5 protein-coding genes are annotated in these 16,300 nt (G+C 46.7%); 2 read left to right on the top strand and 3 right to left on the bottom strand.

The window, feature by feature from the left end; translation table 11 throughout:
- Positions 1-145 precede the first annotated feature (145 nt).
- The 3 genes from QUB63_RS30520 to QUB63_RS30510 form a co-directional block, all read right to left on the bottom strand.
- On the bottom strand, positions 146-1,420 hold the full coding sequence (locus QUB63_RS30520; protein WP_332949121.1) for a carbamoylphosphate synthase large subunit: 1,275 nt from the start codon (positions 1,418-1,420) through the stop codon (positions 146-148).
- Between the two features lie 202 nt (positions 1,421-1,622).
- The gene (locus QUB63_RS30515) at positions 1,623-2,516 is read right to left on the bottom strand and encodes an isoaspartyl peptidase/L-asparaginase family protein (RefSeq protein ID WP_332949120.1); all 894 of its coding nucleotides are present in this window, start codon (positions 2,514-2,516) and stop codon (positions 1,623-1,625) included.
- A gap of 585 nt (positions 2,517-3,101) precedes the next feature.
- Positions 3,102-8,843 (bottom strand): AAA family ATPase, encoded by a 5,742-nt coding sequence (locus tag QUB63_RS30510; RefSeq protein ID WP_332949119.1) that lies wholly within the window; start codon positions 8,841-8,843, stop codon positions 3,102-3,104.
- Between the two features lie 567 nt (positions 8,844-9,410).
- Here QUB63_RS30510 and QUB63_RS30505 point away from each other — a divergent pair.
- Together QUB63_RS30505 and QUB63_RS30500 are read left to right on the top strand one after the other, a co-directional pair.
- Positions 9,411-13,103, top strand: a complete 3,693-nt coding sequence (locus QUB63_RS30505; protein WP_442921768.1) for a CHAT domain-containing protein — start codon at positions 9,411-9,413, stop codon at positions 13,101-13,103.
- Between the two features lie 218 nt (positions 13,104-13,321).
- Positions 13,322-16,300 (top strand): FG-GAP-like repeat-containing protein (locus QUB63_RS30500; RefSeq protein ID WP_332949117.1); only part of this gene is annotated, 2,979 nt, incomplete at its 3' end.

Here is a 16,300-nt window from a genome sequence, read left to right as displayed (position 1 = left end):
CTTGCCGAACCCCATGAATCGGGTCACTTCAAAGCTGTGGAACCTTCAATTTTGATTTTTGATGACCCGTTTCCCGATATCACCGAACCATGCGCGCGAGATGAGGGGGAAAACCCCATAACCGCTGCAATCGGTAGAGGAGATATCAACCAAATTGCTGCAATCCCTTACTGTGCAAATTCTCCTCGATGTGCTGCATTTCCTTCATCTCCTCACCCGCAACTATCCCGTAAATTTCCGTGTAGATTTTTCCGTATTTAACCTTCTCTAAAGCCGACAGGATTATCAAGTCCTTGCGATCGAGTTCTAGTTTCAGCGTGACAAGAATCGATTCCAAAGTCCCATCCATTCGCCAGTTACTGGAATATTGAGCCACCTCCTTTCCCAGCCCCAGTAAGGTATGGCGCTGCACACAAAGCGGAGTCGAGCCATTAACTCGGAAATTGGCATCGATGGCATACAACTGTCCCTCAGAGTCTTCCAGCACGTCGAAGCCAATAACGCCGAAATAACCCTGTTGGTGAGCATATTTACCAATAGCGGCAATCATCTCAAAAAACCTACTCATGTCGGTTTCGCGGTAGTGAATCAGTCCCCCTAAATAGCTGCCCTCTGGGGTGACAAGTTGGCTGGTAGTGCCGATGAGCCTGATATTTCCCGTTTTGCTTACATAGAACTGCACGCAATAGTTCTGCACTTCATTCTTGACGAATTCCGAGACAATAATCGTATCCACCAACTTAATATCGAGATATTTCCTCACTTCCTGCAAGCAGTAGTTCAGATCGCTGGCGCTTTTGATAATATAAGTGCCTTCTCCAGAAAGTCCGTGGGATGTTTTAATCAAGTAGGGGAATTGGTCTGGTAACTGAATGCTTTCGAGATTGACTTCGTGCAGATTGTAGGTTTGGTATTTCGGACATTGCACGCCTAATTCTGCTAGCGTTGCTTTGCTGAGCAAGTGGTAGTGGATGTCGGGATGGACGGCGTGTTTTTCAGGTTTGAGATTGTCGAAGGGAAATAGAGTTATGAGTTTGTCAAAGCGATCGCTTCGGCTGAGATCTTCGAGATAAGTTGAGCAGTCTACAATCTCCATACTGCTGTAGCTGAAGCCAAAATGCTCGCGCCAATATTCAATCAGCGACTTCGGCGGCGAATTAATCACAATCCCTGGGATGGCATCGCCTAACACAGCCAGATTTTTCCAAGGTTCCTTCTGACCAATCTTGTCGAAAGAAGTTTTGGTGGCTTCACTGCTGCCGTCTTGAATAAAGTATTTTTCCCTGTTGGGGTAAGCAGCCCAACTCGCAGTTGCAGGGTAATTTAGGATGAACGCATAACGTGCATCTGTGATGTCTGGAGCAAACAAATCGGAAAGAGAATTACCCTCAAAGTAAGGAAAGTCGTATGTTGAGTTCATAGAAACGTCCAAGTCGAGTTTGAATTGAATTGTTTTCTCGGCCACTAAGTAGCTCGACATAATTAAAAGTAGGGTGGGCAATGCCCGCCCTACAAATTGAAAAAATGTTTATTGATGTCCAGCTACTTAATACCTAGGAAACAAGATATTAGTTGCGGCATTTTAGCTCTCTCCAACTAGAGAGAATGCAACCTCAATAATTTCAATGATGGACGAGTTGTTTTTTCTTAGTGAACACAGCCACCTTGTCCATTTCTGAGGTTCTATAAGCACAAGCCATGTCGGTTGAGTTATGCGCCCAGCCAACCCGCCCTTGAGGGTCTATGAGGATGCACCCAGCTTCTCCTGCGACCTTAGATGCCAGAGTCTCAATTGCCATCTGCGCTGCTTCGTCTGGGTGCTTGCCGGAGGCGAGAAAGTCGATCGCTATCTTAGCCAAAACTACTGGCATAATCGACTCACCATCGCCTGTGGTCGAGCAACCGCCGTATTGACTGTCAGCAAACAAGCCTGAGCCAATAATGGCGCTGTCGCCGACCCGACCGGCGGGCTTATTCATAGTGCCGCCTGTTGAGGTACCGGCAACTAAGGTGCCATTACTATCCAAAGCTACACAACCCACGGTATTGGGGCGGTCAATAACTTCTTTTTCCTCCTCCCACTCTTCCTGTTGCTCGTCAGCGATTAAGTCTTCTTTTGCAGACATCTCGGCTCCATTTTCTGCTGCAAAATGTTCTGCGTGATCCGCTACTAAGAACATGGGTTTTGTATCCATAATCTTTCGCGCCACTGAGATGGGATGGCGCACGCCTTGAACATTTGCGATCGCTCCCCAACCCAAGGAACCGCCTTCCATCATCGCTGCGTCTAGTTCTACCTCTCCCTGGTTGTTGAGAACCGATCCAAAACCTGCGTTAAATGTCTGGTCAGTTTCCAGAACCCGGATAGCTGCCTCAACAGCTTCTGCTGCTGTACCCCCGCTTGCGAGCACTGCCCAACCAGCTTCTGCTGCTGCCGTACAGCCTGCATTGTTGGCTGCAACCTTTTCTTCTGAAATTGTTTTTGCTCCACCGTGAACAATAATGCTTAGTACCATAAATTTCCTTTTTTTTAATCTTAAGCTCTACTTAAAAATTCCTTATATCAATCAATTTATTAGTAAGTAATTTTTAAGTAGTTTATTTGATGCTAGTTATATAGCCTAGCTGTGTTTAATTTAGGATTCGTCTATCTTCAGATATAATTATTTGTGTCGAAATTTGTATTCCTCCTGACCTAGCTATTTACGAATTATTAATATATATGTTGCCAAAGTTATGTCAATAGTGTGAGGCAATGTGGCTTCGAGTTAGTTAAGGAAATTGAAAGAGTTAGGGAGTAAAGATGAGGTAAAACTTAAGGCGATGCACTACACCTTAACAGGCAAAATCGGTAAACGTGAAGAATGAGACTTTGACAGAAAATAAGTGCGATCGCGCTTCACATCACTCTGAGCCTTTATGCTTACCCGCCAAAAACTCCCGCAGCCGCAACAAACTAGCCGTTTGCCCCAAATTCAGTGGCAGCAGCGACACTCCCTCCAACCGAGACTGCACCCAACCGTCGCCCCAATACCACTGATGAAAAATGAAAATGAACTCCCCTTCCAACAATGTAGCGATCGAGTTTGGGACTGTTGCAATTAATCTAAATTGTGTGGCCTGTCTTGGATTTTTGTGGGAGTCGCCAATGCAGACTGACAGCGTTCCCAATAAATTTTAGCCACGCGATCGCCCTGATTGTGACGCCAACACTCGGAAAACAGCCGCGCCGCTTCCGCGAAATTCCCTTCCGAGTAAATTGCCAAGGCTTCTGCAAACAATTCCAGCGTAGCTAACTTGCCCGCTTTGATTTCTGGCCCATCGGCATCAAACACCTCATAAACTGTTACTAATTGAGATTTTCCCTTGACTTTTACCGTATCGAGGGTGCGGATTGCGTACTCGGATGGATTTTCTAAACGCGAGTAAGTTTCCTGGGTGATTAACAGCGACGCCCCATAATTTTTCGTCAAACTTTCCACGCGAGAAGCTAAATTCACCGCATCGCTGATTACCGTCCCGTCCATGCGATTTTGACCGCCCACCGTTCCCAGCATCAAAGTTCCAGTATTGATGCCAATCCCAATCTGAATCGGCGCACAGCCAAAATTAGCGCGATTTTGATTGTATTCAACGAGACCCTGCAGCATAGCAATTCCCGCTTTCACCGCATGATCCGCCTCGCCGCTAAACAGCGCCATAATCGCATCGCCAATATATTTATCAATAAACCCGTTATTTTCATTAATGACGGGTTCCATGCGAGAAAGATAGGAATTGATAAATCTGAAATTGTCCTCCGGCGTCATGCTTTCCGAGAGCGTGGTGAAGTCGCGAATGTCGGAAAACAACACCGACATTTCTAACTGCACTTGGTCGCCCAATTCGACATCAATAATGCTTGATTTCTCTAAAAACTGGAGGAACTGATTGGGGACGAAGCGCTCGTAAGCTTTGTTGAGTTGGAACAATTCATTGGTAAATCTGATTCGCTCTGTTTCGGCTTTTTTACGCTCCGTGATATCTTGAAAGGCTACAATTGCATAAGAAATGTTGTCCTTTTCATCATAGATGGGAGTACCCCAAGCCTCGATCGGAATAATCTTGTTGTCTTGGTGAATTTCCATATCCTCAGCGGTGGCACTTTCGCCCCTCAACGCCCGCACAGCAGGCAATTCTGCCGAGGGATATTCCTGCTCTGTTCCAGCTTTATACACTTGATAAACCTCTGGTATTTGCTCGCTGGTGACGTTAGGAAGAACTCCTTTACCTAATAATTGAATAGCTGCGCGATTACTATAGTAAAATTGGCCAGAAGCATCCAGCACTGACACCCCGACCGGGATTGCTTCTAAAAATTGAGCGAGTCTGTTCTCACTTTCGCGGACTTCTGTATAAAGCTTAGAATTTTGGATCGAGATCGCTGCCTGTCCAGATAACACTTTTAATAGTTCCACTCTTTCTGGCGTAAAAGCTCCGGCTGTCAGATTGTTTTCTAGGTAAACAATACTAATGATTTGAGCTTGGTTAATCAGCGGCACACATAAAATTGATTTGGGCTGATGCTTTTGGATGTAGGGGTCGTTGGTAAATTGTCCCTCTCGGACAGCATCATCTAGTACCACGCTTTCTTGAGTGCGGGCTACATAATTGACAATCGCTTTGGAAAGTTCTTGACAATTTTCAACTGAGATTGACTGCAACACGGTAACGGGATTGTCATCTATTTTCCCTTCAGCTTCAATTAACAGTTTTCCCTGATTGCATAAAATTAGATATCCTCTTTCCGCCCCTGCACTTTCCATCAAAATTTTCATCAAGCTAGACATTAGCTTATCTAGCATTATTTCGCCGGAAATCGCCTGAGAAGCTTTCATTACTGTGGTGATATCTAAGTTAGAACCAGAACCCGTGGTCGTTACTGATGCCGTAGCTTTAGTTGTTTTTCTTCCAGGTTGGATTGGCGCCAATAACTGCGGATATCGGGTTTCTAAATCCGTTACCTTAGCAGTGGCTCCCCATTGAACATAACAATAATATGCCTCAATCATGTAGGTTTGAGCAATTTTTTCTTTGCCCCATTCTAGGTAAAATTTCGCCGCCAGTTCATTAGCTAGTGCTTCTTCGTTGAGGAAGAGATTTTCTTTGGCAAGGGAGATGGCGCGATCGTACATTTCAATCGCCTCAGCTTTATTACCCAAAACCCGATGTTTTTCGGCCTCAACCAAATACCATTTATGCAGATGATTCATCGGAGCATTTTGCGCCCACTGTTGCAGAGTCGTTTGATGTGTTTGTACCTGAGCGAGAATTTCTAGTTGCTCAATTTCTAGCTGTGTGGGAAATAGCGCCAAGTGTGTTAGGGCAGCATAGAAATGGAAAATGGGAAAATAAACACTTCCCGATATTGCCATCAAATACGACTTAACTTGGGTAATGTGGCATAGGGCAGCCGAATAATTGCCAAACGAGTAAGCAAGAAGTAGTTTGTTGATGTAGGTAAAAGCGATCGCTGCGAATTCATTGTTCTGATATTGCTTAGGAATAATTACACTTTCATCGTATGCAGTTCCTATTAAGCAATCCGGTTGACTCACACATTCCCTCAAGTTCTGCACCGTCTGCCGCATCATATCCAAAGAATCCTGAGCAGAATAGTGCTTCACCAGATATAAGGCAGTGCTGTAATCTGCTATTTCGGGTTCCCAAGTCTCTAGTTCTACCCCACCGAAAAATTTGGCGTGAAAGTAAGTGAGTATGTTGTAGCCAGCGTTAAGGAAATCGCCAGATTCCATGCCAGCCATATAGCCATCTTTCTCCGTAGATATCACTGCTCTCATAGCTTCCTTATGATGCTGCATAAAAGCCCCAAACATCACCAGAATGATGGACTTGAATTCCCGTGAAGTGAACCCATTGAGCAAGCTGAGTGCCAATCGACCAAAGCGATAGCCTGTTTCTACCTCTCCCAAAAAACCACACAACACCATACCATGAAGTGCATACCCCACGCTTGATGGGGGTGCATTTCCAAAGGAGAGCGATAAACTCACCATCGTCGAGCTAAGGAGTGGTAGTAAACCGGGCATTCCCATGAAAATCGTTCCCGGTAACATTCCTAACATTTGCATAGCTGCCTGAGTCTGGGAATTTGTCATCACAGGTAGGTCAACCAGTTCCTCTATTTGTCTGCCCTGAAGTTGACTCTTCAGGGTTTGTAGCGCTTTACTAATCAAAGCTTCGTCAGGTTCAGTTGGGAATTCAACCCCCAGTTGTAAGAGTGCATTTCTGCCCACTGCGATCGCCTCCAACAGCTTGCCCTGGGCTGTCTGGGCGGCGATTGAAATTTCGTAAATTTTGATTTTGTCTAAAATTGTCTGAGCATTCTGCAATACCTGTGCTGCCATCTGTTCCATAACCTCAATGTCAGCATTCAAATAGGCGGCTTCGGTAGCAGCAACATAAAGATTCAGGGTCAACTCATACTGACTTTGCCAGCAGTTGGCCCTCAGTAGCTCAATCCCTGTTTGCAGATAGATATTTGCCGCAGCGTAGGCGGTAGAACTTCTAGCCTTACGTCCCGCTTCTAAGTTGAGTTGGGCTAAGGCTTCTCGTTCACTTAATTGATTAATTAACTCAATTCCTTGATTTAAATGCCCCACAATATCAAAGAGTTTTTCTTCTCTTTCTATCTCCGAATAATTTTGTAGCAGTAACTGTCCAATTTTGAGATGAGTGGCTTGTTTTTGGTTTTCGGGTATTAGGGAATAAGCCGCTTGCTGGACGCGATCGTGCAGAAATTTATAAGTTGGATTGGTAATAGACTCAGGATGGGATATATCCTGTGTTTGAAGGAAGCATTTATAGCCTTCAGTAATGGGTAAAATGAGTCCTTCTTGCAATGCTCTCCAGAGTGATGATGCAGTTTGTTCTGGTAATTCTTCGCTGACTATTGCCAAGGTCTCTAAATCAAACTGCGATCCAATGCAAGCCGCCAGTTTTAGAACATCCTGAGTTTGGGCAGGCAACTTCTGCAATTGCACCGCCATAAACTCCACCACATCCGAGGCATGGGTAAGTCTAGCTTGAGCAATATCGCACTGCCAATGCCGTAAATTCCACTCAAAAGTAATTTGAGCATCTTCATGCAACGCCTTGAGGAATTGAGTCGAGAAAAAGGGATTACCTTGGGTTTTTTGATAAACCAATTCTGTCAAAGGTTGAGCAAAAGATAAATCGCAAATCAGCGTATCTGCTACCAACTGATTGAGATCTGCTAAACTCAACGGTTGCAGGATAATCGTATTCACCGTGGCTCCCGACTTCACAATCTCATAGGTCGTCAACATAAACGGATGAGCCGATGATACCTCATTATCCCGATAAGCACCCAATACTAACAGATGCCCCGTATCTTTCATCAACAGTTGTAGCAAGTTGAGCGATGCCGAATCTGCCCACTGCAAATCGTCCAGAAACATCACTAAGGGATGTTCTGCTTGGGTAAATACTTGCACAAATTTCTGCATCAGCAGATTGAAGCGATTTTGGGCAGCACTCCCCGACAATTCTAGTGCAGGACGTTGAGGGCCAATAATGCGTTCTAACTCAGGAATCACTTCAATCAGCACTTGCCCGCTGTCGCCTACTGCTGTCAGAATATTGGTCTTCCATTTGTGTAATTGAGCGTCACTTTCTGATAATAATTGTCCCATCAATTCCCGAAATGCTTGCACAAATGCAGAGAAAGGAATGTTGCGCCCAAATTGGTCGTATTTGCCTTTGATAAAATAGCCGCGCTGTCTGGCGATCGGCTTGTGCACTTCGTTCACTACTGCGGTTTTACCAATGCCAGAAAAGCCAGCCACCAGCATCATTTCGGCACTACCTGTACTGACTCGTTCAAAGGCTGCTAATAGACTAGAAACTTCAGTTTCTCTGCCGTAAAGCTTTTCGGGAATCATGAAACGGTCGGTAATATCCCGCGTTCCCAAGGTAAACTGCTCAATGTTACCCGTTGCTTGTAATTGAACCAGACACATTTCTAAATCGTGTTTTAGCCCCCCGGCAGTTTGATAGCGGTTTTCGGCATTTTTCGCCATCAATTTACTGACAAGTTGAGACACAATTACGGGAACTTCTGGCTCAATTTCGTGCGGAGGAGCTGACTGCCTAGCAATGTGGCAGTGAACCAGTTCTAAAGCGTCTTCTGTATCAAAAGGCAGTTTTCCTGTAAGCAATTCGTAAAATGTGACGCCGAGCGAGTAAAAATCAGCTCGATAATCGAGAGAGCGATTCATTCTGCCAGTTTGTTCGGGTGAAATATAGGCTAAGGTTCCTTCTAAAATGTTGGGGTTTTTCAGGGTTGGCGTTTCTCGCGTTAACTGAGTAGAAATACCAAAGTCGATAATTTTGAGCTGCCCGGTCGCTGGATTGAATACTATATTAGAAGGGTTAATATCTTTGTGGATGATGTTTGCCCTGTGAATTTGCCCTAAAATTTCAGTTGTGGCGATCGCAATTTCCAGAAACTCCTTTAGGCTAAACTTTCGCTGCTGCATCCAAATTGTCAAGGATTCGCCGCCAAAGTCCTCTACAAACATCACGAGGGTGTTTTGGTATTTTTGCAAGTCATAAACCCGCACGACTCCCGCCTCTTTTAGCTCTTGGGTGATGCGGTATTCGGTGCGGTAGCGCAGCAATTCTTGAGGTGTGGGGTAGCTTTCTTTCAGAAGTTTGAGGATAATTGGCTGGTTATTTGCTTCCCGAATCGCCCGGTAAACCAGAGAGTTGACACTTTCGTAAAGAACCGCCACAACCGAAACGCCTGGAATCGAGAGCATATTGATTTTTTTGCTAAAAATTAACGCGCAGTCAAAACGCACCAGCTTTGTGTATAGAATAGCACGTTAGAAAGGCAAAATTTTTGTTTGTGTAACAAATGTTTAGTTTTTCGGGTAGCAGCCTGCAAATACTTTGTGGTAGCCCAGATTTCGATCGCCTAGTGCATAGGATGCCTCAACAGTCGATCGCACTTTTGCTTTGATTTTCAGCCCACATTACGCTGCTTGGGGTGTGACACAGCATAATTACGCATAAAACTCTCTTTTTAAAATAAAAAATTATGGCTTTAAAACGTTTTTTATCAGTCAATGTACGGTATAAAGCTATAATTTATAGCTTTATTGCTGGATAAAAATAAGTAAAAACCGATCGTGACAGTTGAGGGTGCAGAATGTGGATTTCAGGTATAGCAACCGCCCTGATGGTGACGAGCTTCTTAATCGCTAAGTCTACGCTGCAGTTGACCGCACTGAGCACCCAATACCTTAAAGTGATAATTGTCAGATACGTGCTCTGCCAGCTCAAAGCTAATGAAACTAGCCTTCTTTTCTATACATGGTGCTGCAATGCTAGCGATCGCAGCCACTATTGTCAGTACAGGGGTGCTACAAGCACAACCCATTGTTCCCGCACCCAATGACGCTGGCACTACTGTCACGCCTAGCGGCGATCGCTTGAATATTACAGGCGGCCAAACTTCTAGAGATGGAGCGAATCTTTTCCACAGTTTTCAACAATTTGGACTCAGCGAAGGGCAGATTGCTAATTTTATTTCTACTCCCGCTATTCGCAACATTCTGGGTCGGGTAGTAGGCGGCAATCCTTCTATTATTAATGGTTTAATTCAAGTAAGTGGCGGCAATTCCAACCTGTTTTTAATAAATCCTTCGGGCATTATCTTTGGCCCTAATGCTAGCTTGAATCTTCCGGCTGCCTTTACAGCTACTACTGCTACTAACATCGGTTTTGATTCCGGTTTGTTCAATGTGGCTGGAGCGAACGATTACAGTACGCTGATAGGAAGTCCGAACACTTTTTACTTTAATCTCAGCCAACCGGGAAGTATCCTCAATGCAGGTAATTTAGCTGTTTTGCCGGAACAAAGTATAAGTTTAATTGGCGGCACAGTTGTCAGCACTGGTTCCCTGAATGCTCCCCAAGGTAATATTATTGTCGCTGCTGTCCCTGGTGAGAAGGCAGTTCGGATTAGTCAACAAGGACATTTATTAAGTTTAGAAATAGGGGTTGTTGACGGGGGATTGTTGGCAGAGAATGGGCAATTATCTCTGCCTTTGTCTCTTCCGCAATTGCTTGCGGGTGCAGGTGGGAACTCTGCTACTGGTATTTCCGTTAACGGTGCAGGAGAAGTGGTTTTGACGGGGGGTTTGAGGGTGGAAAGCGGGGATGTGGCGATCGCTAGTTCTACTGTTAATAGTCAGAATGCTACACTCTCGGCAGCACGTAATCTCACTTTGGTAGAAAGCCAGCTACTTACTGAGGGCAATTTGAATCTATTTGCAGGAGATACGGTGCGGGTGAGGGATGGAAGTTATCCTTTCAGGGCGATCGCGGGCGGCAATCTTACTATACAAGGTAATCAAAATATTGATATCTTCGCGCTAAATTATCCTAACCCTGCATTCCAATCCGCAGGGGATATCACATTATTGAGTAACGGCAATGTTTCGGGCGATGCTCACTTCGCTGCGGGAGGTAATGTAAGTATTCTCACATTGTCTGGCAACGGCGGCAGTTTTGTGAGTTTGTACGACCCGATTATTAGCTCGGAGGGAGATGTGAGATTTGGGGATTATACTGGAACCTCACTTAAGGTAGAAGCAAAAGGCGCGATCGCGGCGGGAGATATTACTATCACTGGGCCAGATACTACTTTGTCCGGTTCCGCCGATCCAGATGCAGCGGTGCTTTCAGGTAGTGCAGCTTTAATTCTGCGATCGGGCGTTTCGACTCTGGCGAATGCTGCCAATGTGCCGCCGAATACGACAGCAGGGGAGACATTTTTTGCTTCGCCCGGTGTTGCTTCGGGCAATAGCATCGGAGTGGGAGCGATTTCGACAGCAGGCGGGCCTGTGATTTTGGAATCAGCAGGGGACATTGCGCTCGATGCGATCGCGACTTCTGGGGGTAATATTACTCTCAAAGCTGCCAGCGACATCGCCGTTACAGGCACTCTTCAGTCTAGTGGCGGCAGTATTGACCTCACGGCTGGCAATCTTCTCACAGTCAGCGGCACTTTTACAGATAGTAACGGTGTAAATGTGAGCATTTCCAGCGCTAATGGCACAAGTGGTGGCGCGATTACTATTCGCCACGCGGGGAGCACTACTACACCTTTTATTGTCGGGGATGCGACAACGAATGGGACGACGGGAGCCATTACATCAGGTTCCGAGACTATTTCGCCGCAGTTCGCGGTGCCGGTGCCACCTAGCACTTACACTCAGGGCAATATTGCGATCGTTACTTCCGCGCCATCTCCAACGCCGGAACCAACACCGGAACCAACACCATCTCCAACACCGGAACCGACACCGGAACCAACGCCATCGCCAACGCCATCGCCAACGCCGGAACCAACACCATCTCCAACACCGGAACCGACACCATCTCCAACACCATCTCCAACTCCACAACCGACACCACAACCAACACCATCTCCAACTCCACAACCAACACCACAACCAACTCCACAACCAACACCATCTCCAACTCCACAACCAACTCCATCTCCAATACCACAACCGACACCACAACCGACACCACAACCGACACCATCTCCAATACCATCTCCAATACCACCACCAACACCGGAACCCGCGCCATCTCCAATATCAGAACAAACGACATTACCGGATATTTCAATTACCAATGCGATCGCCCAATCTGGCAACCTGAATAGCATTAATAGAATTGAATCTCTTTTTAACTACAGATCCGATTGGGTAAGCGAAGTTGTCCAAACGGCATCGCCTCTAAATATAGTTAGCCCCAGCGATATCACACGGCTAATCGATAAAGGCGATATCTCTCAAGCCACTTTGTTTATGGATATCTTCTATAGCCAACAAGTGGGGTCATACGTCAACCAGGAAATCCGGCGGGACTTGCAATCTTTTACGGCCATACAGGGAAGAATTAGAGCGATCGCCAACCAAACTGGTAAGAAAACAGCCATTATTTACGCCTTAGCCCGCCCTGAACAATTAGACCTGATAATCGTCCCCCCTACGGGTATCCCAATTCATAAAAGCATCCCCGCCGCCCGGCGCGAAACTTTGATGCAAGTAGCCGCCAGCTTCAGGTCTGAACTCCTTAATCCCAGCAAAATCAATACTCAGACATATTTGCCAGCATCCCAACAACTTTACCAGTGGATAATTGCGCCCTTGGAAGCTGATTTGAAAGCTCTGGGCATCGATACGCTAGTTTTTAGTATGGATGCGGGGTTGCGATCGCTCCCCTTAGCCGCCCTCCATGACGGTTCTCAATTTCTAGTAGAAAAATACAGCATCGCACTCATTCCCAGTGTCAACTTGACCGATACTAACTATGAAAGCGTTAAAAATGCTGAAGTTTTAGCAATGGGAGCATCACAATTTACTAATAACCAACCCTTGCCAGCAGTGCCCGCAGAACTTAATGCTATTGCCTCCGAATGGAAAGGCGAATCCTTCCTCAACCAAACCTTTACTCTCAACAATCTTAGGTCGCAGGGCAAAGACAGACCCTATCGGATTATTCACCTCGCCACTCACGGAGAATTTAAGCCAGGAGCACCGAGCAATTCTTACATTCAGTTATCAGACACCAGACTAACACTCGATCGCGTGCGCGAACTAGGGTGGAATCAGTCGCCTAAAGTTGAGCTATTGGTGTTGAGCGCTTGTAAAACTGCTGTGGGTGATGAGGGCGTGGAATTAGGCTTTGCGGGGCTAGCTGTGCAAGCGGGGGTGAAGTCAGTTTTGGCGAGTCTTTGGTACGTCAGCGATGAAGGTACTTTAGGGTTAATGGCTGAATTTTACCATGAGTTAAAAGTCGCGCCTATTAAAGCGGAAGCCTTGCGGCAGGCTCAGATTGCTATGATTAAAGGTCAAGTTCGCATTCAAAATGGTCGTTTAATTTTGTCAAACTTAAATAAGGAGTTAGAATTGCCACCAGAATTAGCTAAACTAGGTAATGAAAACCTGTCCCATCCTTATTATTGGTCGGGCTTTACAATGATTGGGAGTCCTTGGTAAGGTATAAAGGTGATTGCAATTGCTTCTTGAATCGCGACATAAACTTGCTTTGTTATTCGTAATGACATAGTAGTAAGTGCATAAATACTAACAATCTCATTGCGAACGAAGCGAAGCAATCGCAAGGACTGATGGAATCACTAGCCTATGATTGCTAGTGATTCTATAAATGCTATTTGAATGAACGCTCTAAAAATCTAAAATTAAATAGGATGCAAATGATACACCAAAAGTTGGTTTCAATTCTAGTTTTTATTGACTCGAGTGTTGAAGATTATCAGAGTTTAATTAGCGGCGTTTCCCCAAAGGCTGAAGTAATTATCCTAGATGAAACGCTCGATGGCATCAAGCAAATCACCGAAAGGCTAACAATTGAACAAAATATAGAAGCAATCCATATCATTTCTCACGGCAGTCCAGGTGCAGTACAACTCGGTACAAATACACTCAACAACAGCAACATAGAAAGCTTAGGCCCTCAACTCAAACAGTGGCGCAAAGCATTAATTCCCGGTGCCGATATTCTCCTCTACGGGTGTAATGTCGCCGCCGATGTATCGGTGAAAATTGACAGCCCCGACATCTCCCACATCCCCCACATTCCCCACATCCGCCAGGGGTTAAAACCCCTGTCTCATAGCTTAAGTCGGTTAAAACCGACTGAAGAGAATCTAGAGAATTCATTTATTCAGTCTTTTTCAGAGGACTTTCGCGATCGGACGGGGGTTTTAACCTCCGGCGGGACTGGTGTTAAACCGACTGGGGTTAAGCCCACAAAACCTAACCAATTCCTCCAACGCCTGAGTGAATTAACTGGTGCCGACATCGCCGCCTCTGCCAACCTTACAGGCAATGCGGCACTGGGTGGAGACTGGGAACTGGAAGTACACACAGGCTTGATTGAAACACCAATCCCATTTAACGCCAACACCCTCAAAACCTACAGGGGCGTGCTAGGCTTCGCCACCAAAGTTGACTTCCCTACTGGCAGTTACTCCGTCTCCGTCAGCCTCGGCGACATCAACGGCGACAAGAAACCCGACTTAGCTGTGGCGAACATCGGCAGCGCCAACGTCTCCATCCTGCTCAACACTACCCCCGCAGGAGCCACCACCCCCACTTTCACCCCCCAAGCCACCTTCCCTACTGGCACTAGCCCCGTCTCCGTCAGCATCGGTGACATCAACGGCGACGGGAAACCCGACGTAGCTGTGGTGAACCGCAACAACAACAGCGTTTCCATCCTGCTCAACACCGCCGCCACCGGAGCCACGGCTGCCAGTTTCGCCACCCAACCCGTCTTCACTACTGGCCCTAATCCCCTCTCCGGCAGCCTTGATGATTTTAACGGCGACGGGAAACTAGACTTGGCTTTAGCGATCAGATTCAGCAACGCAGCCTCGGTTCTGCTCAACACCACTGCCACCGGAGCCACCACTGCCAGTTTCGCCCCCCTAGCCAACTTCGGTACTGGCTCTGAGCCCTACTCCGTCAGCATCGGCGACTTCAACGGCGACGGGAAACCAGACTTAGCTTCAGCGAACTTCAACAGCAACAGCGCCTCGGTTCTGCTCAACACCACCACCACCGGAGCCACCACTGCCAGTTTTGCTCCTCAAGCCGCCTTCGCTACTGGCACTAGCCCCGGCTCCGTCAGCATGGGCGACATCAACGGCGACGGGAAACTTGACTTAGCTGTGGCGAACGGCAACAACAGCGCTTCCATCCTGCTCAACACCACCACTACCGGAGCCACCACTGCCAGTTTTGCTCCCCAAGCCGCCTTCGCAACTGGCACTAACCCCCTCTCCGTCAGCATCAGCGACATCAACGGCGACGGGAAACCTGACTTAGCTGTGGCGAACAACCCCAGCAACAGCGCTTCCATCCTGCTCAACACCACCCCCACCGGAGCCACCACCCCCACTTTCGCCACCCCAGTCCCCTTCCCTACTGGCAATAACCCGTTCTCCGTCAGCATCGACGACATCAACGGGGACGGGAAACCTGACTTAGCTGTGGCGAACCGCAACAACAACAGCGTTTCCATCCTGCTCAACACCACCCCCAAAGTTACTGCTGTCACCGCCACCACCGCTAACGGCAGCTACAAAGCAGGTGATACCATCGCCATCACCGTCACCTTCGATGCTGCTGTCAACGTAGATACCACAGGTGGCACACCCCAACTGCAACTAGAAACAGGCACAACTGACCGCTTTGCCACCTATGCCAGCGGTAGCGGCGGTACTGTACTCACCTTCAACTATGTAGTGCAACCAGGAGACACCTCCGGTGACTTAGAATACCTCGCCACCACCGCCCTCACCCTCAACGGCGGCACAATTAAAGAAACTGCTGTTACAGCCTTTGACGCTTTCTTAACCCTCCCCACTACCGCCTCAGCCAACTCCCTCGGCGGTAGCAAAGCCATAGTTATTGATACTACTGCACCAACTGTTGCCTTAACATCCGCATCAGCAACAACAGTAAATGGTTTATTTAGGGTCACAGCAACATTCAGTGAAAATGTCACCGGGTTTGATAATACTGATATCACCCTCGCCAATGCGACTGTCGGTAACTTTGTCACAGTTGACGGCAAAACCTACACCTTTGATGTCACGCCGAATGCTGATGGCGCTGTCACAGTTGATGTACTTGCTGCTAAAGCGAAGGATACTGCCAGTAATAACAATACCGCAGCAACTCAACTGGTTCGTACCGCTGATGTTACCGCACCAACTGTTGCATTAACCTCCGCATCACCGACAACAATAAATGCACCATTTTTAGTCACAGCAACATTCAGTGAAAATGTAACAGGATTTAGTGCCAGTGGCATTAATGTTATTAACGCTACGGTTAGCGGTTTTACAGGTAGCGGCACGACTTATAATTTTACCGTTACTCCGAATGCTGATGGTAATGTCACAGTTGATGTACTTGCTGCTAAAGCTAGGGATACTGCCAATAATAACAATACCGCAGCAACTCAACTGGTTCGTACTGCTGATTTTACACCGCCAACTGTTGCCTTGAAATCCGCATCACCGACAACAATAAATGCACCATTTTTAGTCACAGCAACTTTCAGTGAAAATGTGACAGGATTTAGTGCGAGTGGCATTAATCTTACTAACGGTACGGTTAGCGGCTTTACAGGTAGCGGCACGACTTATAATTTTACAGTCACA

The sequence above is a fragment of the Microcoleus sp. ARI1-B5 genome, assembly GCF_036705795.1.
GTDB lineage: Bacteria > Cyanobacteriota > Cyanobacteriia > Cyanobacteriales > Microcoleaceae > Microcoleus.
Note: the sequence above shows the minus strand (reverse complement) of the source record. Positions and strands in the feature narration are given on the sequence as shown.